This is a genomic window from Streptomyces sp. NPDC021224, from assembly GCF_044332905.1.
Classification (GTDB): Bacteria; Actinomycetota; Actinomycetes; order Streptomycetales; family Streptomycetaceae; genus Actinacidiphila.
This window is the reverse complement of the sequence record NZ_JBIRPW010000002.1, coordinates 394,134-415,498: the sequence shown is the minus strand read 5'-3', so window position 1 is coordinate 415,498 and position 21,365 is coordinate 394,134. Positions and strand designations below refer to the sequence as shown.

Genomic DNA, 21,365 nt, shown 5'->3' with positions numbered 1-21,365 from the left:
TTCCGGTTCGGTCACAGGTGAGCGAGCTTCTCCAGGACGGGCGCGGCCTGGCGCATGATCGCCAGCTCCTCCTCGGTCAGCCGCTCGGCGAGCGAGGCCAGCCACGCGTTGCGCTTGCTGCGGCTCTCGGCCAGCATCGAGTCGGCCTGCTCGGTACGGCTGACCACGACCTGGCGGCGGTCCTCGGGGTGCGGCTCCCGCCGGACCAGGCCCTTGGCCTCCAGCATCGCCACGATGCGGGTCATCGACGGGGGCTGGACGTGCTCCTTGCGGGCCAGCTCGCCGGGTGTGGCGGAGCCGCAGCGGGCGAGGGTGCCCAGCACCGACATCTCGGTAGGGCTCAGCGTCTCGTCGACGCGCTGGTTGCGCAGCCGGCGGGACAGCCGCATCACGGCGCCGCGCAGTTCGTTGACAGCAGCGCGGTCGTCCTCGGACAGTTCGGTCACGGTGTTTAGGTTAGCTCATTAGTTAACCTAAGTACAATCTGCACGCACATGGGCCACGCGGCCGGGCGGGCCCGGCCGCACCCGCCGGATTCCGGCGGCGCACGACCGGACCCGCCCGGTTCGTTTACGCGCCACTCGCCCACATCTCACCCGAACGGATGAGGTCGCGGGCGAAAGCGGCCCCGTCGGCCGCCCTCGCCCGCGACCGTGGGCGTATGGCATCGAGAGTGTTCAGTCTGCGCATAGACGCGCAGTTGTGGGACCGGATCTGCGAGCATGCCGCCCGACGCGGGATGACCGCACAGGACTACGTCGTCGCGACCCTGGTCCGCGAGGACTTCGACGAGCGCTTCAAGGCCGCGGTCGAGGAGACCGACCGCTTCTACGGCCGCCGCGAGGAGCCGCCGTCCGCGGCTCCTCCGGCGCCCGCCGTCCCGCCGCAGCCGCCCTACAGCAGCCCCAGCGCCGGCATCAGGTAGTAGAAGGCGAAGACGGCCGAGACCGCGTAGAGGGCGATCGGGACCTCCTTGCCCCGCCCGGCCACGACCCGCAGCACGCAGAAGGTCAGGAAGCCGATCCCGATGCCGTTGGTGATCGAGTAGGTGAACGGCATCAGCACCATCGTCAGGAACGCCGGGATGGCGATGGTGAAGTCGCTCCAGTCGATCTCCCGGATCGACCCGGCGAGGATCAGGAAGCCCACCGCGATCAGCGCGGGCGTGGCCGCCTGCGCGGGCACCATGGTGGCCAGCGGCGTGAGGAACAGCGCGAGCACGAACATCAGGCCGGTGACGACGCTGGCGAGGCCGGTCCGCGCGCCCTCGCCGACACCGGCGGTGGACTCCACGAAGCAGGTGTTCGCCGACGACGAGGTGGCGCCGCCGACCGCGGTGGCGACACCGTCGATCATCAGGACCTTGTTGATGCCCGGCAGGTCGCCCTTCTTGTCCAGCAGACCGGCCTCGTCGCTCACGCCGAGGATCGTGCCCATCGCGTCGAAGAAGCACGACAGCAGCACGGTGAAGACGAAGAGCACGCCGGTGAGGATGCCGACCTCGTGGAAGCCGCCGAACAGGCTGACCTTGCCGACCAGGCCGAAGTCCGGGGTGGCGACCGGGTTGCCGGGCCACTTGGGAACGGTCAGGCCCCAGTTCCCCGCCGGGATGTCGGCGACGGCGTCGATGATCACCGCGAGCACCGTCATGGTGACGATGGAGATCAGGATCGCGCCCGCGACCTTGCGGATGATCAGGCCCAGCGTGAGCAGCGTGCCCAGGATGAAGATCAGCACGGGCCAGCCGGTGAGGTGGCCGTCGGCGCCGAGCTGCAGCGGGACCGTGGTGTGCGCGGCGTCCGGGATACGGCTGACGAAGCCGGAGTCGACCAGGCCGATCAGCAGGATGAACAGGCCGATACCGATCGCGATGCCCTTGCGCAGCCCCAGCGGCACCGCTGTCATGACGCGCTCGCGCAGGCCGGTGGCGACCATGAGCATGATCGCGATACCGGCGAGCACCACCATGCCCATCGCGTCCGGCCAGCTCATCTTGGGGGCGAGCTGGAGGGCGACGACGGTGTTGACGCCGAGACCGGCGGCGAGCGCGATCGGCACGTTGCCGATGACGCCCATCAGCAGCGTGGTGAAGGCCGCGGTGATCACCGTCGCGGTGACGAGCTGGCCACCGTTGAGGTGGTGGCCGAACTTGTCCACCGCCGAGCCGAGGATGATCGGGTTCAGCACGATGATGTAGGCCATCGCGAAGAAGGTCGCGAGACCGCCGCGGATCTCCCGCGCGATCGTGGAACCGCGCTCTGAGATGCGGAAATAGCGGTCCAGCGGGTTGCTGGACGGGTGACCGGACGACCGGCCCATGTCGACCGGAGCGGGGGCCGAGGCGGGCATGTGAAACCTCATGGGGGCGGGGGCTCGCCCTCATATGGGCGATCATACGAATGATTTCAGTCAACACTGACTGGTTTCAGTATGAATACACAACCACCCAAAAAGCCATCTCCGCGCGTAGACACCCGGGGTCCCGCGCCCCGGGCACCCCCGCCGCCCGCCCGCGTCCGGCAGCCCCCGGCCGCATACGATGGGCGCCATGAGCAAGCAGCCAGGACCCCTGCGCGAGGCCCCCGAGCCCCTGGAGGCCAACGACGTCATGACCGTCACGGTCGGGACGATCGTCTGGGCCGCGCTCTTCGTGGTGCAGCTCCCCTTCTACGGCTGGTACTCCGACCACGGGCACACGTGGTTCATCTGGTCCTGCGCGGCGGGCGCCGGCCTCGGCCTGGTCGGCCTGAAGTACGTCCGGGCCCGCCGCGACGCCATCGCTCGCCACCGCGCCGCCGCCGCGGCCGGATCCGGCGGGGACAGCACGCCGGACGCGTAACCGGGCGCGTAAACCGCCCGGAAACGGGTGAAAGCCGTCCGCGGCACGTACCGTCGGCTCATGGCGGAAGGCAACCTCACGGGCGTGGCGGCGCGGCTGCCGGGGCTGAGCAGCGCCGAGGTGGCGCGGCGGACGGCGGCGGGGCAGGTCAACGACGTCCCCGTACGGTCCTCGCGCTCGGTGCCGGAGATCGTCCGGGCCAACGTCCTGACCCGCTTCAACGCGATCATCGGCGGGCTCTTCCTGGTCATCCTGGTCGTCGGCCCGATCCAGGACGGCCTGTTCGGCTTCGTCATCGTCGCCAACACCGCGATCGGCATCTTCCAGGAGCTGCGGGCCAAGCACACCCTGGACAGCCTCGCAGTGATCGGCGAGGCCCGCCCGGAGGTGCGCAGGGACGGCGAGACGGTCGAGATCCCCACCGCCGCGATCGTGCTCGGCGACCTGGTCGAGCTGGGCTCGGGCGACAAGGTCGTGGTGGACGGCGAGGTCGCCGAGGCCGACGGGCTGGAGATCGACGAGTCGCTGCTGACCGGCGAGGCCGACCCGGTGCTCAAGCACCCCGGCGACCCGGTGATGTCCGGCAGCTTCGTCGTCGCGGGCGGCGGCGCCTTCACCGCCACCAAGGTGGGCCGCGACGCCTACGCCACCCAGCTCGCCGAGGAGGCGTCGCGCTTCACGCTGGTCAACTCCGAGCTGCGCGGCGGCATCAGCCGGATCCTGAAGTACATCACCTGGGCGATGGTGCCGACCGCGATCGGGCTGATCATCAGCCAGTTCACGGTGGAGAGCCATGACGCGCGCGAGGCGGTGCGCCGGACGGTCGGCGGCATCGTGCCGATGGTGCCGGAGGGCCTGGTGCTGCTGACCTCGGTGGCCTTCGCGATCGGCGTGGTCCGGCTCGGCCGCAAGCAGTGCCTGGTGCAGGAGCTGCCCGCGATCGAGGGGCTGGCCCGGGTCGACGTGGTGTGCCTGGACAAGACCGGCACCCTGACCGAGGGCGGCATGGACGTCACCGAGCTGCGCCCGCTGGACGGCGAGCGGGGCGCGGACGGCACGCAGGACGGCCCCGGCGGCGAAGGCACCGGCCATGCCGCTCGGGCGCTCGCCGCGCTCGGCGGCTCCGACCCGCGGCCCAACGCCAGCCTCCAGGCGATCATCGACGCCTACCCCCCGTCCGGCGCCGCGGACTGGCGCGGCCGGGGTGTGCTGCCCTTCAGCTCGGCGCGCAAGTACAGCGGCGCCGCCTTCACCGAGCCGGACGGCACGGAGAGCGCCTGGCTGCTCGGCGCGCCCGACGTGCTGCTCCCGGCGGGGCACGCGGCGCTCGGCGAGGTGGACCGGCTGAACGACCAGGGCCTGCGGGTGCTGCTGCTGGCCCGCACCGGTCGCCCGCTGGACGACCCCGAGGTCGCGCGGGACGTCACACCCGTCGCGCTCGTCGTCCTGGAGCAGCGGCTGCGGCCCGACGCGGGCGACACGCTGCGGTATTTCGCCGAGCAGGGCGTGCACGTCAAGGTGATCTCGGGGGACAACGCGGTCTCGGTGGGCGCGGTCGCCGGGAAGCTCGGGCTGCCGGGCGCGCAGGCGCCGGTGGACGCGCGGCGGCTGCCGCCCGAGCGGGACGCGATGGCCGAGGTGCTGGACGAGGGGGCGGTCTTCGGCCGGGTCACCCCGCAGCAGAAGCGGGAGATGGTCGGCGCCCTCCAGTCACGCGGCCACAACGTGGCGATGACCGGTGACGGGGTCAACGACGTGCTCGCGCTCAAGGACGCCGACATCGGCGTGTCGATGGGCTCGGGTTCGGAGGCCACCCGGGCGGTCGCGCAGATCGTGCTGCTGGACAACAGCTTCGCCACGCTGCCCTCGGTGGTGGCCGAGGGACGCCGGGTGATCGGCAACATCACCCGGGTCGCGACGCTCTTCCTCACCAAGACGGTCTACTCGGTGCTGCTCGCGGTGCTGGTGGTGTGCTGGCAGGTGCCGTACCCGTTCCTGCCGCGGCATCTGACGCTGCTGTCGACGCTGACCATCGGGGTGCCCGCCTTCTTCCTGGCGCTCGCGCCGAACAAGGAGCGGGCCCGGCCGAACTTCGTCCGCCGGGTCATGCGGTACTCCACACCCGCCGGGATCATCTGCGGGGCGGCGTCCTTCGTCGCCTACCTGGTGGCCCGTCACCACTACACGGGTCGCGGCGCGCTGGACGCGGAGACCAGCGCGGCGACACTGACGCTCTTCCTGCTGGAGCTGTGGGTGCTGGCGATCATCGCCCGGCCGTACACCTGGTGGCGGATCCTGCTGGTGCTGGCCATGGTGCTGGGCTTCGCGCTCGTGCTCGCCGTCCCGTGGCTGCAGAACTTCTTCGCGCTGAAGCTCGTCGGGGACGAGGTGCCCTGGGCCGCGGTGGGGATCGCGGCGGCGGGCGCGGTGCTGCTGGAGGTCAGCTGGGCGGTGGTGCGGCGCCGGGAGCGGGCGGAGGACTGACCCGGGGGGCTCGGCAGTATGCCGAGCGCGTGGCATAGGTGCAGCGCGTGGCAGTATGCCGAGCCCCCGGCAATGTGCCGGGGCGGCGCGTACGGCGGGCGGGTCAGTCGAACCAGCGGTCGCGGGCCAGTTCCTCCGTGCGGGACGGGTCCTCCAGCAGCGCGGCCAGCTCGAAGCGGCGCTCCCAGCGGCCCGCCGCCCAGGCGAGACCGGCGGCCACGCCCTCGACGGTCGCGGCGTGCAGGACGCCCTCGGCGTAGCGCCAGTCCACCTCGATGTCGCCGTTGAGCAGCAGTTCCTCGTGTTCGACGTACGAGGTGGGCGCGCCCGGCAGCAGGTCGTGGACGGCGGGCAGCACATCGTGCGGCTCGCCCTGCGAGACGACGGCGGCCTCCACGGCCTCACTGAGCCTGCGGACCTGCAAGAGGTCGGCCAGTTCCGCGGCCAGCCGCGGCGGTACGGGCAGCAGCGGCAGCCCGGCGGCCAGCGGCAGCAGGTCGGGGGCGTCGGCGACCAGCGCGTCCGCGGCGTCCACCACGACCGTCTCGCCGTCCACGACGGCCCGCAGCTCGTCCGGGAGCGTGACCTGGTCGGGGTCGAGGAGTGCGAGGGCGGCGTAGAGGGCGTGCAGCTGCGCAGGGGTGACGGGCCGGCCGGGGTCGGCGAGCCGGGCGAGGAGTTCCGCGGCGCCGCCCGGCTCGTCCAGCAGCGCGGTGACCGTGGTGCGCACCCCGAGCGCGCGCAGCACCTGCTCGTCCACGCCGGAGTCGGTCTCGGCCTCGTCGTAGAGCCCGGCGAGCAGCCGGTCGCCGCCCGCCGTCCGCAGGCCCACCGGGGTGCGGCCGTCCAGCACGGGGTGGTCGCGCAGCCACCAGGCGGCGTACGGGCGGACGGACTCGGTGGTGCCGTCCGGCAGCAGCACCCGCACGGGCGCGGTCACGGCGTCCCGCAGTGGCGGGCGGGAGAGCAGTGCGAGGGCCTGCGGCCAGGCGTCGTCATCGACGAGGTCGAGGTCGCGGACGCCGACGACCTCGGTGGCGACCGGCGGCACGTCGGTCTCCGGCAGCTGGTCGAGGACGTCCTCGCACCACACGTCGACGGCGTCCAGCAGCCCGACGTCGTCCGGCTCGGCCCAGTCGCTGTCGCGCGGCTCCAGGTCGTCCGGGTCGAGGACGACGTCGGCGGCGCGTACCAGCGCGAAGGTCGCGAGCACGCCGACCGCGGTGAGCGGCTGCTCGCCCCAGCGCTCGGCCAGGTCCGGGTCGAGGGTGCCCAGCTCGCCCTCGCGCAGCACGGCCTCCAGCTCGCTGCCGGGCAGCACCAGCTCACCGGCGGGCGTCGGCTCGCCCTCGTCGTCGGGCAGCGCGAGGGCCGCGAGCCACGGCTCGTCGCCGGGGGCGAGGGCGGCGGCGCGGGCGAGCGTGAGCACGGTGTCGGCGAGCTCGTCGGCGTCCAGCCCGGAATCCTCGACGTCCCACGCGGTGTCCTCGTCGAGCGAGGCGGCGACGGCGGCGCGTACCTGCGGCGAGGTGAGGATCGCCCGGGGGGTCGCGGGCGCGGCGCCGAGCTTCTCCAGCAGCGGGTGCGCGGCGTCCGGGTGGGCCAGCCGCAGCCCGAGTCGGGCGAGCAGCGCCGGGTCGGGCGCGTCGGCGCCCTCCGCCGAGCCCGGCACGGGCAGCAGCACCTGCCGCGGGCCGACCACGGTGCGGCCGTCGGCGAGCGGCACGGGCAGGCCGCTGAGCACGTCGGCGTCGGTGCCGGCGAGCGCGTCGTAGAGCCGCCACCACCACTGTGCGGGGCGTTCGGTGCCCGCGAGCCGGTCCACGGCCTCGCCGAGCGACAGCCGGGCGACACCGAGCTGCCGCAGCGCCGGGCGGCGCTCCAGCGCGGACGGGACCAGTGTCGGCAGCACCTCGGCCAGCACCCGGACCGCCTCGGCGCCCGCGCCCTCGACGACCTCGGCCTCGACCGGGCGCAGCGCCTGGCCGTCCCCCGCGAGCGGGCCGCCGCCGTCCCACGCGTCGGCGTCCACGGCGGGCTCCGCGGCCTCGTCGGCGGCCGGGGGCGCGGCCCGCGGCAGGAACGGTGTGCGCGGCAGCCGGTCCAGGACGCGGCGGCGCAGCTCGGCGTCCAGCTCGCCCTTGCCGAGCGGGCCGGGCACCAGGTCGACGACACCGGTGCCCACCGGGCGCCAGGCGGCGAGCAGAGCCACGTACGCCTCGGCGGCCCGCGCCACCAGGAAGTCGGTGAGCGGACCGGGGGCGGCGTGCCGCCGGGTCGGGTCGAGCGGCAGCGAGGCCAGCAGCAGGGCGGGGAGGCCGAGCGGTTCGTCGGTCGGCGTCGGGGCGTGCACGACGGCCGCGGTGCGCGGCGCGGCGGGTGAGCCGTCGGCAGCGACGGGCACCGCCCAGGTCACCGACCACACCGGGCGCAGCCGCTCCTCGACGGGCCGGTCGGCGAGCAGGTCGGCGGTCAGGGCCCCGCCGTCGCTCACCACCCGCCAGCGGGTGGGCGCGGCCGCGGCGCTGTCCGCTACGACGACGTCGCCGCCGTCCACGGCGGTACGGGTCAGGGTGCGCACGCCCTCCGGGGTCTCGACGACGACCTCGGCGAGGCCCGGCAGCGCCAGCAGCAGCGCGTCGTCGACGGCGGCCAGCAGTCGCCCGGCCAGGTCCTCGGCGGCGCCGTCGCGCAGCGGCAGCACCACGACGGTGTCGTACGTGTCGGGCGCGGTGCCCTCCGCGGGCATCGGCAGCCGCAGCAGCGGCACATGGCCCTCGCGGCGGCGCAGCTCGTCGTCCAGGCCCGGGACGGCGGCGGCCATCTCCCGCGCCTCGGCCAGTGACCAGCGCACCCCGCCGCCGCGCCCGACGACCGCCGGTTCGTCGCTGACGGCGAGCACGGCGGCGAAGCCGACACCGAAGCGGCCGACCGCGCCGGGCCCGTCGTCGCGCTTGGCGGAAGCGCGCAGCGTGGACAGCGACTCGACGGCGGCGGCGTCCAGGGCGGCGCCGGTGTTCGCGGCGGCGAGCACGGCGGGGGCGTCGCCGGTGGCCTCGTGGTAGGTCAGCCGCAGCCGTCCCGGCACGCCCGCGCGGGTGGCGGCGTCGGCGGCGTTCTGGGCCAGCTCGACGACGAGCCGGTCGCGGTGGCCGCCGAGCGCGAGGTCCTCCTCGGCGTTGGCGTCCTCGCGGAAGCGGGCGGCGGAGGCGGTCCAGGCGGTCAGGACCGCCCGGCGCAGGTCCGCGGTGCGGAAGGGGTCGGGGTGGCCTTCCAGGGGCGTGCGGATTACGCCTGCGCGGGTCAACGTACGGTCCTTCGCTCGCCGGGTCGCCCCGTCAGGGGCTGTGCGCTGTGCACGGTGACCGTACCGCCATTCGGCGTGCCCTTCATCCCGCGCACGGCCCCGCCGGAACGGGCGGCCCGGGACGCGCTCGGGCTCCGCCGGGGGTCCTCCCGCGTGCGTCTGCGGGAGGCGGCGGACGAGCCGACGCAGACGCGGGACGGGAAGGTCCTCCCCCGCGCGTCTGCGGGAGGCGGCGCCGCGCCCTTCGCGCTGCGGGGTGCCTGGTGCGGCAGGCGCCGCGGCCGTCCCGGTGCCGTGGCTCGTCGCTCCGGTCTGCCCCGGAGCTTCGCCCGGGAGGCCCCCCACGCGCCCCTGGGAACGCTCGCCCTCCCCCGCGGCAGCGTGCCCGGCACGGGACCGGTCAGGAGGCCGCAGGAGGCGCACCGGGGGCCTTCAGCGGCCCGGCTCCGGTTTCCGGCTCCGGGGCCGGTCCGGGGACTCAGGAGGTCGTCGGAGCCTCGCCGTCGTCGTCGCCCGCGTCGGTCCGGACCGGCCGGCCCAGCGGGAGCGGGTCGGTGTCGTGGAATTCGTCGAGGACCATCGGCGCGGGCTGCGGGGGCTTGGGCATGACCGCGGCCTCGGAGTGGCCGCCGCAGCCGTAGCCGAGCGACACCAGGCGGCCGTCGGCCGGGGAGAACTCGTTGGCGCACACCCCGAAGGCCTGGCTCAGCGAGCCGCTGATCGGCACCAGGAAGCCGCAGCTGGCGCAGTTGGCGGGGGCGGCCTGCGCCATCGCCGTCTTGGGGCCGAACTGCTCGTCCCAGCGGTCGGCGGCGGTGTGCAGCCCGTAGCGGGACAGCACCCGCGGGCGGCCCATCCCGAGCTGCCCGGCGAGCGCCGCGATCGTGGCCACGGACGGCACGACGGCGTCCTCGCCGTCCGCCGGGAACTCCTGTTCGGCGACGGCGCCGCGCGGCTCGTCCTCGCCCGTCCAGCCCGGTTCCAGGCGCAGGTCGTCGGCCTCGGTCGGCAGCAGGTCGCCCGGCCCCATGTCACCGGGCCGCAGCCGTTCGCTCCACGGCACCCACTCGGGCGCGAGGACGGCGTCGGCGCCGGGCAGCAGCACCGTTTCGTCGATGGTGACGACCTTGGCGCGGGAGGCCCGGGTCAGCGTGGTGGCCCACCGCCACCCGCGATAGGCCGCCTCGGTGCAGGCGAAGTAGTGCGTGACGACCCGGTCGCCCTCCGCGGCGACACCCAGGTGCTCCCCCACCGCTTCCGGCCCCGCGGCCTCCAGCGTGACGGCCCTGGCCATCTCGACCGCCTCGGCGCACAGGCGGTCCGGGGTACGGCTTCGCATCGCTGCACTCACAGAAATCGTTTCTCTCTCTACGCCGTCTCACGTGTGCGCTCGCGGGCGGGAAGGAGCCTGACGGAGATGCGGGGAGTTGCAGCGGAGCGGACCTGTGGACCGCTTCGACGCCTGGTCTCCCTGCCTCATCCGGCCCTGCCCGAACGTCCTCGGGCGCACCTGTTACCACCCATTCTGCGTGATCGCACGGTACCTGTGCGCACCACGCCCGCAAAGGAGGGGGTGAGCTCTCTTCCGATTGGGGCAGGATTGCGACATGGCACGAACCGTCACCGCCGGCCGAGGGCCGGTGCGCAGCACCGGGCGCGCCCTCGGCCACGCCGTGGGCACACCCGCCCGTGTGCTGGGCCACCGCATCCGGCGCGCGACCCGCTCCGGCGGCGCGGGCGAGTCGGGTCTGGCCAAGCTGATCGAGCTGCACGCGGTGAATTCCGCGGGCGACATGATGATCACCGTCGCGCTCGCCAGCACCGTGTTCTTCTCGGTGCCCAGCGGCGAGGCACGCGGCCGGGTGGCGCTGTACCTGCTGGTGACGATGGCGCCCTTCGCGCTGCTGGCGCCGGTGATCGGCCCGCTGCTGGACCGGCTCCAGCACGGCCGCCGCGCCGCGATGGCGATGGCGATGATGGCCCGCGCGGTGCTGGCCTGGACGATGGCCGGGGTCATCTCGACGGCGGGCCTCGGCCTGTATCCGGCGGCGCTGGGCGTGCTGGTGGCGTCCAAGGCGTACGGCGTGGTGCGCAGCGCGGTGGTGCCACGGCTCCTGCCGGCCCGTACGACGCTGGTGAAGGCCAACTCGCGGGTCACCCTGTCGGGTCTGCTCGCCACGGCGGTCGCGGCCCCGGTCGCCGCGGGGCTGAACGTGATAGGGCCGCAGTGGCCGCTCTACGGCGCCTTCGTGGTCTTCCTGTGCGGCGCGATCCTGTCGCTGTCGCTGCCGTCGAAGGTCGACTCGGCGCGCGGCGAGCAGCGGGTGCGGCTGTCGGCGGACGAGGAGGCCGACCCCGAGCCCGCGGGGATCCCGGGGCGCAAGCCCGGCCTGCTGGGCGTCGGCTCGTCGGTGCTGCACGCGCTGCAGGGCAACGCGGGGCTGCGGTCGCTGTCCGGCTTCCTGACGATGTTCCTGGCGTTCATGATGCGCGAGCACCCGCTGGGCGGGCTGACGCCCGCGATGTCGCTGGGCGTGGTGGGTGTGGCGGCGGGTGTCGGAAACGCGTTCGGGACGGCGCTCGGCGCCTGGCTCAAGGCGCGCGGACCCGAGGTGATCATCGCGACGGTGCTGCTGTGCGCGCTGACCGCGGCAACGGTCGCGGCCGGCTGGTACAGCCTGATCACGGTGGCCACGCTCACCGCCGTCGCGGGTATCTCGCAGGCGCTGGCCAAGCTGTCGCTGGACGCGCTGATCCAGCGTGACGTGCCCGAGCTGGTGCGCACGTCCGCCTTCGCCCGGTCCGAGACCGCGCTCCAGCTGTCGTGGGTGGTCGGCGGCGGGCTCGGCATAATGCTGCCGCTGATCGGCCCGCTGGGCATGGGGTGCGCGGCGGGGCTGGTGCTGCTGGCGTTCAGCGTGTCGGCCCGCGGGCTGCTGGGCGGTGCGCGCCGCGGCGGTACGGCCCGCGCCCGGGTCGCCTGAGGGGTCCCGTCCGGACCCCGCACGTACGTCCGGCCGTACGTCTGACCGGCGCGTTGCCGGGCGCGCGCCCGTACGGCGTACGCCCCGGGACACGCGCACCCCCGCGCGGGCTGGGGGCGACCGCCCGGTAGCCTCCTGCCATGAGCATTCGCCGTACTGCCACCACCCTTGGTGCCCTCTCCCTCGGGCTCGTCGTCCTGACCGCCTGCGACAAGCCGACCGCCATGGCGACCGTGACGGTGGGCGGCAAGACCGTGCAGGCGGAGGCCGCCGACAAGTGCTTCGACGGCGGCAAGAAGCTCGAACAGAACGTCTTCCTCGCGTGCCTTCAGGTCACCCCCAAGCACCACATCACGGTGCCGGTCGGCGACAAGGTCCGGATCGGCGTGGACCCGTCCATCGCGAAGAAGGGCTGGCTGATCGCGTCGGGCACGACGCTGGTGACGCCGGAGCCGCTGAAGGACAAGACGTACTGGTCGGTGGACAGCGAGCAGCTGTTCAACCAGCAGGACCCGACGACCGGCGGCACCAGCACCGCCAAGCAGGTGACGCTGAACATCGTGGAGTCGTCCGACACCAGCGGCGAGGACTCCTACCGGGTGATCCAGGTCAACCTGATCCGGGGGCAGTAGCCCGATGGCGCGGCGCAGCCGCCGCGTCCTGGTCCTGACCGCGGTCGAGGCCGAGCGGGAGGCCGTGCGCGCGGGCCTGGCCGCCGCCGGGAAGGCCGCGCGCGGCTTCGACGTCGCCACGGTGGGCGCGGGCCCGGCGGCCGCGGCGGCCGCGGCGATGTACCGGTTGCTCGTGGAGGACGCCGCCCGCCGCCCGGACCTGGTGGTCAGCGCGGGCATCGGCGGCGGTTTCGCGCCCGCGGCGCCGGTCGGCTCGCTGGCGGTGGCGCGGTCCATCGTGGCCGCCGACCTCGGCGCGCAGACCCCCGAGGGCTTCGCCCCGATCGCCGAGCTGGGCTTCGGCCGCTCCGAGCACCGCCCGCCCGCACCGCTGAGCCGGGCGGTCGCGGACGCGCTCGGCGCCGCCTACGGACCGGTGCTGACGGTCAGCACGGTCACCGGTACGGGTGAACGTGCCGCCGAGCTGGCGGCCCGTCACCCGGGAGCGGTGGCCGAGGGCATGGAGGGTTTCGGGGTGGCGGAGGCGGCGGCGTATCTGGAGATACCCGTGCTGGAGATCCGCGGGATCTCCAACGCCGTGGGCCCGCGCGACCGCGCGGCCTGGCGGATCGGCGACGCGCTGGCGGCGCTGACGGCGGCGTTCGGGACGCTCCCCGGTGTACTGGAGGTTGAGGCAGGACATGACGACAGCTAGCAGCGGCGCGGACGACCGCACGCCCACTCCCCTTCCCGGGGGGAACCCCGGCGGGACCCCCGGCGCCGGGAACGGCCCAGGGGACGGCCCAGAGGCACTGAGGATCGCCTACTCCCCGTGCCCGAACGACACCTTCGTCTTCCACGCCTGGGCGCACGGCCTGGTGCCGGACGCGCCGCCGCTGGACGTGACGTTCGCGGACATCGACATCACCAACGGGATGGCCGAGCGCGGCGAGTTCGACGTCCTGAAGGTCTCCTACGCGGTACTGCCGTGGGTGCTGGACGACTGGGCGCTGCTGCCCTGCGGCGGGGCGCTGGGGCGCGGCTGCGGGCCGCTGGTGCTCACCCGGGAGCCGGGCACCGACCTGTCGGGGAAGACGGTGGCGGTGCCGAGCGAGAAGTCGACGGCCTACCTGCTCTTCCGGCTGTGGGCGGCGGCCGAGGTGCCCGGCGGCGTCGGGGAGATCGTGGTGATGCCCTTCCACGAGATCATGCCGGCGGTGCGGGACGGCCGGGTGGACGCGGGGCTGGTGATCCACGAGGCGCGCTTCACCTACCAGAACTACGGGCTGCACAAGCTCGCGGACATGGGCGAGCGCTGGGAGGGCACGACCGGGCTGCCGATCCCGCTGGGCGCGATCATCGCGCGCCGCTCGCTGGGCAAGGAGCGGCTGCACGCGCTCGCCGAGGCCGCGCGCACGTCGGTGCGGATGGCGTGGGACGACCCGGCGGCGTCCCGCGGGTATGTGCTCGCGCATTCGCAGGAGATGGATCCGGCGGTCGCCGACCAGCACATCGGGCTGTATGTGAACGAATTCACAGCGGATTTGGGCGAGGCCGGTTACGCGGCCGTACGCGGTCTGCTGACGCGTGCGGCGGCCGAAGGACTCGTGCCGGCGCTCGGCGCGGACGCGCTCGCTTTCTGAAATTCCGGCTATCCCGGCAAGCGGCCGCCCGCGGAGCCCGCGGGCACCCGGCCGGGGATTCGGCGGAAAACGGCGGCGCCTTACCGGAGTTCGATCCTCCGGTAAGGCGCCGCCTTTTGTCGGCTATACGTCCAGCTGGTCGGCCACGACGCGCAGCACGGACGCGATCTTGTGGCCGTGCGCCTTGTCGGGATAGCGGCCGCGCTGGAGCGAGCGGGCGACGTCTTCGAGCAGTGTGGTGAGGTCCTGCACGATGGGCAGGAGCTCGTCGGGCTTGCGGCGCTGGGCCGCGGCGACGGAGGGCGTGGGGTCCAGCAATGTCACGGACAGCGCCTGGTCGCCACGCTGGCCGGCGACGACACCGAATTCCACGCGCTGGCCGGGCTTGAGCGAGGCGACCCCGTCGGGCAGCACGGAGGAGTGCACGAAGACATCGCCGCCGTCGTCGCGGGAGAGAAAGCCGAAGCCCTTCTCGCTGTTGAACCACTTGACCTTGCCGGTAGGCACGTCCGACCTCGTCCTCATTGCTCGATATTGCTCGAAACTGCTCTGGATAAGACAGCAGCGGGCCCACCGGAGACCCGCCGACACCAAGGCTAATGGCCAGATGCCGTGTGACAAGACGGCGAGGCACCGTTCCCCCGCGCCTCACGCAACGGACCTACCCTTGTCCGGTGAGCAAACAAACCAGGGGCGCGGGCGACCTGCTCGTCAGGACCGGCGCCGTCGTCTTCATGGTCGGCGCGGTCGGCACCCTCGTCACGGTCGCCCCGCTGCTGCTGGGCACCCACCGGCTGCCGACACCCGCGTACTTCGTCTCGATGCTGATGGGGGTGGGGCTGGCGCTGTCACTGCTGGGGCTGCTGCGGTCGGCGCTGGCCCAGCGGCGGCCCGAGGGTCACCCGCAGGCCTGACGGGTCACCCACAGGCGTGAATCCGGCGGTCAGGCCGCCGCGGAGGTGTGGGCGGCCAGCCAGCCGGGAAAATCACCGAGGTCGGCGAGTACGACATCGGCCCCCGCCGCCCGCAGCTCCGCCGCGCTGCACGGCCCGGTGGCCACCGCCACGGAGAGCGCGCCCGCCGCGCGCGCTCCCCGCACGTCACCGGTGTGGTCGCCGACGTAGATGCCGGCGCCCCATTCGAGCAGCGCCTCGGCCTTGGCCTCCGCCCACAGCCAGCCGCGCAGCTCCGCCTCGATGCCCACGTGCGCGAGGTGCAGCTCGGCGTTGGGGCCGTACTTCGCGGTCACCACCACCGGGCGGCCGCCCGCCGCCCGGACGGCCGCCACCGCCTCCACGGCGCCGGGCATCGCCGGGGTGGGGGCGATGGCGTGGTGCGGGTACAGCTCGCGGTAGCGGTCGGCCATCTCCGGCACGCGCTCGGCCGGGAACCAGTGGGCCAGCTCCTCGTCCAGCGGCGGTCCCAGCCGCGTGACGGCGAGGTCGGAGTCGATGAACACACCGGTCTCCGCCGCGAGCCGGTCGTACACGGCCTTGATGCCGGGCCGGGAGTCGATCAGCGTCATGTCGAGGTCGAAGCCGACCGTGAGGGCCGGCCCGGCCGAGGGCACCGCGGTCGAGGGCACGGAGCGCAGATCAGTGGTCTCAGTGGTCACGGCACCCATTGTCACCTGACGGGTCAACCTCACCCCTGAGGTGACCTGGGCCTGGGCGTATAGTTAGCGCAGCCTAAGCTAATTCATGCCCGGCGTCCGACGGTCGCCGCTTTCCGGAGGACCGCTCGTCATGCCCTTGCGTCGCCGCACCGGCTGGATGGCCGCGGCGGCGGTGGCCCTGCTGCTCGCCGTGCTGCTCAGCCTGGCCGTCGGGAGCCGCGCGATACCCCCGGACCAGGTGCTGGACGCGCTGCTGCACGGCGGCACGAGCCAGAACGCCGAGGTGGTCCGCAGCCTGCGGGTGCCGCGTACGGTCATCGGGATCATGGTCGGGGCGGCCCTCGCGGTCGCCGGAGTGGTCATGCAGGGCATCACCCGCAACCCGATCGCCGAGCCCGGCATCCTCGGCGTGAGCCAGGGCGCGTCGCTCGGCGTGGTGTGCGCCATCGCGTACGCCGGGGTGGGCACGCTCAGCGGCTACGTCTGGTTCGCCTTCGCGGGCGCCGGAGCCGCCGCCGTCGCCGTGTACGCGATCGCCGCGCGCGGCCGGGGCGGGGCGTCGCCGGTGAAGCTGGCGCTCGCGGGCGCGGCCATGAACGCGTTCCTGACCTCGATCGTCTCCGGCGTACTGACGACGGACGCGCAGACGCTGGAGACGTACCGCTTCTGGCAGGTCGGTTCGCTGTCCGGGCGGGACACCCACATCATCGGGATGATCTGGCCCTTCCTGCTGGCCGGGCTGCTGCTGGTGCTGGCGATGGCCCGCGGGCTGGACGCGCTCGCGCTCGGCGAGGACGTCGCCAAGGGCCTGGGGCAGAACGTGGCGCTGCTGCGGCTGCTCGGGGCGCTGGGGGCGACGGTGCTGACCGGCGCCGCGGTCGCGGCCGCCGGGCCGATCGCCTTCGTGGGGCTGGCCGTGCCGCACCTGGCGCGGGCGCTGGTCGGCACCGCGCACCGCTGGGTGCTGCCCATGGCGCTGCTGCTGGGCCCGGTCATGATCCTGGTCTCGGACGTGGTGGGGCGGATCGTCTTCCCGCCGTCCGAGGTGCCGGTCGCGGTGATGACGGCGCTCATCGGGGTGCCGTTCCTGGTGGCGCTGGTGCGGCGCCGGGCGGTGGTGGCGGCGTGAGCGCGACGGACACGGGCCGCCGCCGCGTGCGGCCCGCGGGCTACACGGTCGTCCGCCCCGGCGGGCGCGGCTCCTTCCTGGTGCACCGGCGCTCGCTCGCCGTCACAGGCGTGCTGGCGCTGCTGCTGGCGGCGGCGTGCGTGGCCTACCTGTGCGTCGGCGAGTCCTTCGTGGCGCCCGGCGAGGTGCTGAAGGTCGTGCTGGGCCGCCCCAGCCCCGACGAACTGGTGGTCGGCGAGCTGCGCGAACCGCGGCTGGTGCTCGGCCTGCTGGTCGGCGCGGCGTTCGGCGTGTCCGGCGCGCTGATCCAGACGGTCGCGCGCAACCCGCTCGCCAGCCCCGACGTCATCGGCGTCACCCACGGCGCGGGCGCGCTCACGGTCGCCGCGATGACGTACGGGGTGACCTCGTACACCGCGCTGCCCTACCTGTCGGTCGCCGGCGGGCTCGGGGCGGCCGCGCTGGTCTACCTCTTCGCGTGGCGGCGCGGGCTGCACGCGTCGCGCTTCGTGCTGATCGGCATCGGCTTCTCCGTCGCGCTGTCGTCGATCACCCAGCTGTTCATGACCAAGGGCGACTACCTGGTCGCCCAGCAGGCCAAGGTGTGGCTGACCGGCTCGCTCAACGGCCGCGGCTACGACGAGGCGCGGCCGCTCGCGCTGGTGCTGCTCGTCGCGCTGCCGTGCGCGCTGTGGGCGGCACGGGCGCAGCGCACCGTGTCCTTCGACGACGACACCGCGACCGCGCTCGGGGTGCGGCTGGGCCGTATCCGCCTCGGCCTGGTCACGCTGGGCGTCGTCCTGGCCTCGGTGGCGACCGGGGCGGCGGGCCCGGTCGACTTCGTCGCGCTGCTCGCGCCGCAGATCGCCCGCCGCCTGACGCGTTCCGCGCAGATCCCGCTGCTGGCCTCCGCGCTGACCGGCGCGCTCATCGTGGTGGTCGCCGACCTGCTGGCCCGCAAGCTGTTCTCGCCGACCGAGCTGCCCGTCGGCGTGATGACCGCCGCGGTCGGCGCGCCCTGTCTGATGTGGCTGATCGTGCGCAGCCGCAGCCGTTCCGGAGATCCGTCATGACGACCCCAGAGCCCGCGGCGACCGCCGCCCCCGCCCTCGTCCCCGCCGCGCGGCCGGAGGCGGCAGGACCGCCCCGCAACCGGCTCGCCGCCCGCGCGCTGACGCTGTCGTACGAGGAGCGGACCGTCGTCGAGGGTCTCGACCTGGAGATCCCGGACGGTCAGGTCACCGTCATCGTCGGTCCCAACGCGTGCGGCAAGTCCACGCTGCTGCGGGCGCTCGGCCGGCTGCTCAGGCCGCGCGCGGGCGCGGTGCTGCTGGACGGCGCCGAGCTGGCCCGCGTACCGACCCGGCAGATCGCCCGCACCCTGGGACTGCTGCCGCAGTCACCGGTGCCACCCGAGGGCATCACCGTCGCCGACCTCGTCTCGCGCGGCCGCCAGCCGCACCAGAAGTGGTGGCAGCAGTGGTCGGAGTCGGACGAGCGGCTGGTCGCCGAGGCGATGGAGCGCACCGCGACCGCCGACCTCGCCCACCGGCTGGTCGACGAGCTGTCCGGCGGGCAGCGGCAGCGCGCCTGGATCGCGATGGCCCTCGCCCAGGACACCGACCTGCTGCTGCTCGACGAGCCCACGACCTTCCTCGACATCGCCCACCAGGTCGAGGTGCTGGACCTGGTGCGGCGGCTCAACCGGGAGCGCGGCCGTACGGTCGTGGCCGTCCTGCACGACCTCAACCAGGCCGCCCGCTACGCCGACCACCTGGTCGCGATGAAGGCCGGGCGGATCGTCGCCGAGGGCCCGCCGTCCGAGGTGGTCACCGCCGGGCTGGTCCGCGAGGTCTTCGGGCTGGAGTCGGTCGTCGTACCGTGCCCGGTGACCGGTGACCCGCTCGTGGTCCCCGGCGCGCCCTGGCAGGCACCCGCGTCCCCGAAGGACGGCACCGCGCCCCCGCACCACTGACCGGCACGCCTGAACGGAGAACCGCCATGTCCCGTACCAGCAGCGCCCGTTCGTCCAGCCCCGCCCGCCCCGCCCGTCCCGCTCGCCCCACCCGTCCCGCTCGCCCTGCCCGTCCCGCAGCCGTGCTCGCCGCTCTCGCGTGCTGCGCCGCGCTCACCGCGACCGCCTGCTCGTCCTCGTCCGGCGACGGCGGGAAGCCGTCCGGCGGCACGCACAGCGTCGACACGGCCATGGGCAAGGTGACCGTCCCCGACCACCCGAAACGTGTCGTCGTGCTCGACACCGCCGAGCTGGACTCGGCGATCACCCTCGGCGTCAAGCCCGTCGGGGCGACCGGCGCGGGCACCAGCAGCGGCTTCCTCGACTACCTGCCGAAGGACGAGGTCGCCGGGATCGCGAACGTCGGCGCCATCGCGAGCCCCAACCTGGAGGCCGTCGCCGCGCTGCACCCCGACCTCATCCTCAGCAGCAAGGTGCGCGACGGCGCGCACTACGACGCCCTGCGGAAGATCGCCCCGACCGTGCTGACCGAGTCCACCGGCGCGCCCTGGAAGGCCAACTTCCAGCTGCACGCGGCGGCCCTGGGCCGTACCGCGCAGGCCGCCGCGGTGGTGCGCGCGTACGACAAGCACGTCGCCCAGGTCACCGCGGCGCTCGGCGGCAGCACGAAGGCGGCGGCGACGCGGGTGAGCATGGTGCGCTTCGTCGAGGGCGCCGACATCCGCCTGTACGGCAACGCCAGCTACATCGGCACCGTCCTGAAGGACGTCGGCCTCGGCCGCCCGGCGGCGCAGAACGTCGGCCGGCTCAGCGTCGACGTCAGCCCCGAGCAGATCGACAAGGCGGACGGCGACGACCTCTTCTACGCCACCTACGGCGACCCCAAGGCCGCCAAGGAGACGGAGGTGACGGCCGGGCCGCTGTGGAAGCAGCTCGCCGCCGTCGGCGCGGGCCGGGCCCACCGGGTGGACGACGAACTGTGGTACCAGGGCATCGGCTACACCGCGGCCGCCAAGGTGCTCGACGAACTCCAGCAGGACCTCACGAAGGGCTAGGGGAAGGGGCGCGGGCCGGTCACGCCGACCGGCGGCTGCGCCACAGCAGATACAGCGCGGTACCGACCGCGGCGAGCCGGAGCGTGAGCGGCCAGCTGTCCTGGAAGGCCTGCCCCACCTGGCCCTTGGCGATCGGGCTGCCCCACTTGCCGACGTCGCGGCCCCAGATCCACACGACCATCCCGGCCGCGAAGGCCCCCGGGATGAACAGCACCGCGAACTTGGCCTGCGGGCGGCTGAGCTTGCGCGACAGCCATGCCGTCAGCCAGCCGAGGCCGAGCGGGACGAGGGAGCCGACCGCCGCGCCGCCCACCAGCAGCGCGGCGGCGATCAGCAGCATGGGGCTGCCCCAGCGGCGCGCCCCGCCGCCGCCCGCCAGCCGGGGCAGCAGGCGGCGCCTCCTGGCGGGCGCCACGGGCGCGGGCTCGACGGCGGGGGCCGCGCCCGCCTCCTCCGGCGCGGGCTCGTCCTCGCCCGTCCCCTCCTTCGGCAGGGGGCGGCCGACGGCGTCGAGCTCCTCGTCGTCGTCCGGGATGAAGATGCCGCCGGTCATGCCCGGCAGCCCGTCCAGCTCCTCGCCGGGCCGCCCGCCGCCACCGCCGGGTCCGCCCTGCCACCACAGGGGGCCGCCGCGCCCCTCCGTGCCGCCCTCCCGGGCCGCGCCCTTCGGCTGCCGCGGCACACCGGGCCCGGCCGTGTAGGGCCCGTACGACCCCGGCCGCGGCTCCCGTGCGGGCGGCGGGGGCTCCTCGCGCCGCTCCGCGCCGGGCTTGCCCGCGGCGGCCTCGACCACCTCGTCGGGGCTGCCCATGCGCCCGAGGATGCGCTTGACGTCCGCGTCGGACTCCGCGCCGCGCCGCTCCCGCTCGATGTCGCTGCGCAGTTGCGCGACGAGCTGCATGCGCTGCGCGGCGGGCATGGCGGTCTGCGCCAGGTCGCCGACCCGGCTCAGATAGTCGAACACCAGCCGGTCGCTCTCGACCCCCACCGCCGCTCCCTCCACAGGCCTTCGCCGACGGTACCGGCCGGGCGGCTCGTCAGGCCACGGCCCACGCGGCCATCGCTACTCGGCGCCGAGGACGCGCAACCCGTGGTAGGTCCTGAAGTCCTCGTAGTCCTTGAGGTTGAGGGTGGCGAGCGGCAGGTCGTAGGTCAGGCAGCACGCGGCGATCCACATGTCGTTGACCGGCCGCGGCCGGCCGCGGTGGACACCGGCGGCGGACAGGCGGCCCCAGGTCGCCGCCACGGGCTCGTCGCCGGGAAGGACCGGCATCCCGGAGAGCCAGTCGGCCAGTTCTTGACGGCTGCGGGCGCCCCAGTGGCGGATCTCGGTCCACTTGGTCAGCTCGCCGAGGGTCACGAAGGTGATGACCGGCCTGCGGCCGATCAGACGGGCGGGCCGGTGAGCCTGCCCTTGTGCGTGAGCGAGGCGACGTCCGTGTCGAGGATGACGGGTTGCACGGCGGCGGCTCAGGCGGCGTCGTGGTGACGCTCGGCGTGGGTGAAGGCCAGGAACTCCGCCAGTTCCTCGTCCGACTCGAACGTGTCGGCCAGGAGGTCGTCCAGCGAGCGGATCGGCTGGGTGTTCTTGGCCGCCAGCATTTCCTCGACGGACAGTCGAGGCCTGATCGGCGGGTGGTCGGTGTGGTCCGCGTTGGGTGTGCTCATCCGGACTCCACGGATCGGGTACGGGCTGCGGTCGGCTACCGGTCAGCATACGGGC

At 74.1% G+C, this 21,365-nt stretch carries 21 protein-coding genes; 12 read left to right on the top strand and 9 right to left on the bottom strand.

Annotated elements, in window-relative coordinates:
- Window positions 1–11: 11 nt before the first annotated feature.
- Complete coding sequence (locus tag ACH4PY_RS06940; RefSeq protein WP_398177605.1) at window positions 12–389, bottom strand: MarR family winged helix-turn-helix transcriptional regulator; 378 nt, start codon at window positions 387–389, stop codon at window positions 12–14.
- A gap of 272 nt (window positions 390–661) precedes the next feature.
- On the opposite strand from ACH4PY_RS06940, the gene ACH4PY_RS06935 reads away from it, so the two are divergent.
- Entirely contained in the window at window positions 662–925 is a 264-nt protein-coding gene (locus ACH4PY_RS06935; RefSeq protein WP_398176762.1) for a hypothetical protein, read from the top strand.
- Here ACH4PY_RS06935 and ACH4PY_RS06930 read toward each other — a convergent pair.
- Window positions 895–2,349, bottom strand: a complete 1,455-nt coding sequence (locus tag ACH4PY_RS06930; protein ID WP_398176760.1) for an NCS2 family permease — start codon at window positions 2,347–2,349, stop codon at window positions 895–897. The genes ACH4PY_RS06935 and ACH4PY_RS06930 overlap by 31 nt on opposite strands.
- Before the next feature lie 190 nt (window positions 2,350–2,539).
- On the opposite strand from ACH4PY_RS06930, the gene ACH4PY_RS06925 reads away from it, so the two are divergent.
- On the top strand, window positions 2,540–2,839 hold the full coding sequence (locus ACH4PY_RS06925) for a DUF2530 domain-containing protein (RefSeq protein WP_398176758.1): 300 nt from the start codon (window positions 2,540–2,542) through the stop codon (window positions 2,837–2,839).
- A gap of 60 nt (window positions 2,840–2,899) precedes the next feature.
- Entirely contained in the window at window positions 2,900–5,323 is a 2,424-nt protein-coding gene (locus ACH4PY_RS06920) for an HAD-IC family P-type ATPase (protein WP_398176756.1), read from the top strand.
- A gap of 103 nt (window positions 5,324–5,426) precedes the next feature.
- Here ACH4PY_RS06920 and ACH4PY_RS06915 read toward each other — a convergent pair whose 3' ends face one another.
- Window positions 5,427–8,630, bottom strand: a complete 3,204-nt coding sequence (locus tag ACH4PY_RS06915; protein WP_398176755.1) for a sacsin N-terminal ATP-binding-like domain-containing protein — start codon at window positions 8,628–8,630, stop codon at window positions 5,427–5,429.
- A 478-nt stretch (window positions 8,631–9,108) separates the two neighbouring features.
- Window positions 9,109–9,969: a DUF3027 domain-containing protein gene (locus ACH4PY_RS06910; protein WP_398176753.1), complete on the bottom strand. Its 861-nt coding sequence runs from the start codon at window positions 9,967–9,969 to the stop codon at window positions 9,109–9,111.
- Window positions 9,970–10,237: 268 nt separating this feature from the next.
- Here ACH4PY_RS06910 and ACH4PY_RS06905 point away from each other — a divergent pair, with 268 nt between their 5' ends.
- From ACH4PY_RS06905 to ACH4PY_RS06890, 4 genes are all read left to right on the top strand, one after another.
- Window positions 10,238–11,614 carry an MFS transporter gene (locus tag ACH4PY_RS06905; RefSeq protein ID WP_398176751.1) on the top strand — a complete coding sequence of 459 codons (1,377 nt, stop codon included), beginning with the start codon at window positions 10,238–10,240 and terminating at the stop codon, window positions 11,612–11,614.
- A gap of 140 nt (window positions 11,615–11,754) precedes the next feature.
- Window positions 11,755–12,246, top strand: a complete 492-nt coding sequence (locus ACH4PY_RS06900; protein ID WP_398176749.1) for a hypothetical protein — start codon at window positions 11,755–11,757, stop codon at window positions 12,244–12,246.
- 4 nt (window positions 12,247–12,250) lie between these two features.
- Window positions 12,251–12,940 (top strand): futalosine hydrolase, encoded by a 690-nt coding sequence (locus ACH4PY_RS06895; protein WP_398176747.1) that lies wholly within the window; start codon window positions 12,251–12,253, stop codon window positions 12,938–12,940.
- Window positions 12,927–13,868 (top strand): 1,4-dihydroxy-6-naphthoate synthase, encoded by a 942-nt coding sequence (locus ACH4PY_RS06890; protein ID WP_398176745.1) that lies wholly within the window; start codon window positions 12,927–12,929, stop codon window positions 13,866–13,868. The genes ACH4PY_RS06895 and ACH4PY_RS06890 overlap by 14 nt, the downstream gene beginning before the upstream one ends.
- Window positions 13,869–13,991: 123 nt before the next feature.
- On the opposite strand, the gene ACH4PY_RS06885 is transcribed toward ACH4PY_RS06890, so the two are convergent.
- On the bottom strand, window positions 13,992–14,375 hold the full coding sequence (locus ACH4PY_RS06885) for a cold-shock protein (RefSeq protein ID WP_043180173.1): 384 nt from the start codon (window positions 14,373–14,375) through the stop codon (window positions 13,992–13,994).
- A gap of 167 nt (window positions 14,376–14,542) precedes the next feature.
- Between ACH4PY_RS06885 and ACH4PY_RS06880 the strand changes: the two genes are divergently transcribed.
- Window positions 14,543–14,782 carry a hypothetical protein gene (locus ACH4PY_RS06880; RefSeq protein ID WP_398176742.1) on the top strand — a complete coding sequence of 80 codons (240 nt, stop codon included), beginning with the start codon at window positions 14,543–14,545 and terminating at the stop codon, window positions 14,780–14,782.
- Between the two features lie 29 nt (window positions 14,783–14,811).
- On the opposite strand, the gene ACH4PY_RS06875 is transcribed toward ACH4PY_RS06880, so the two are convergent.
- Window positions 14,812–15,492 (bottom strand): HAD family hydrolase, encoded by a 681-nt coding sequence (locus ACH4PY_RS06875; RefSeq protein WP_398176740.1) that lies wholly within the window; start codon window positions 15,490–15,492, stop codon window positions 14,812–14,814.
- A 121-nt stretch (window positions 15,493–15,613) separates the two neighbouring features.
- On the opposite strand from ACH4PY_RS06875, the gene ACH4PY_RS06870 reads away from it, so the two are divergent.
- From ACH4PY_RS06870 to ACH4PY_RS06855, 4 genes are read left to right on the top strand one after another with little or no spacing between them, the layout of a single operon-like run.
- Complete coding sequence (locus ACH4PY_RS06870; RefSeq protein WP_398176738.1) at window positions 15,614–16,612, top strand: FecCD family ABC transporter permease; 999 nt, start codon at window positions 15,614–15,616, stop codon at window positions 16,610–16,612.
- On the top strand, window positions 16,609–17,685 hold the full coding sequence (locus ACH4PY_RS06865; RefSeq protein ID WP_398176736.1) for a FecCD family ABC transporter permease: 1,077 nt from the start codon (window positions 16,609–16,611) through the stop codon (window positions 17,683–17,685). Before ACH4PY_RS06870 ends, ACH4PY_RS06865 begins: the two co-directional genes overlap by 4 nt.
- Window positions 17,682–18,587 carry an ABC transporter ATP-binding protein gene (locus tag ACH4PY_RS06860; RefSeq protein WP_398176734.1) on the top strand — a complete coding sequence of 302 codons (906 nt, stop codon included), beginning with the start codon at window positions 17,682–17,684 and terminating at the stop codon, window positions 18,585–18,587. Before ACH4PY_RS06865 ends, ACH4PY_RS06860 begins: the two co-directional genes overlap by 4 nt.
- Window positions 18,588–18,613: 26 nt before the next feature.
- A complete protein-coding gene (locus ACH4PY_RS06855; RefSeq protein ID WP_398176731.1) occupies window positions 18,614–19,642 on the top strand; it encodes an ABC transporter substrate-binding protein in 1,029 nt (342 codons plus the stop codon).
- A 19-nt stretch (window positions 19,643–19,661) separates the two neighbouring features.
- Here ACH4PY_RS06855 and ACH4PY_RS06850 read toward each other — a convergent pair whose 3' ends face one another.
- From ACH4PY_RS06850 to ACH4PY_RS06840, 3 genes are all read right to left on the bottom strand, one after another.
- Window positions 19,662–20,630 (bottom strand): hypothetical protein, encoded by a 969-nt coding sequence (locus ACH4PY_RS06850; protein WP_398176729.1) that lies wholly within the window; start codon window positions 20,628–20,630, stop codon window positions 19,662–19,664.
- Window positions 20,631–20,705: 75 nt separating this feature from the next.
- Window positions 20,706–21,002, bottom strand: coding sequence for a PIN domain-containing protein (locus ACH4PY_RS06845; protein ID WP_398176727.1), 297 nt, complete (start codon window positions 21,000–21,002; stop codon window positions 20,706–20,708).
- A gap of 110 nt (window positions 21,003–21,112) precedes the next feature.
- Window positions 21,113–21,310 (bottom strand): hypothetical protein, encoded by a 198-nt coding sequence (locus ACH4PY_RS06840; RefSeq protein ID WP_398176725.1) that lies wholly within the window; start codon window positions 21,308–21,310, stop codon window positions 21,113–21,115.
- Between the last annotated feature and the right edge of the window lie 55 nt (window positions 21,311–21,365).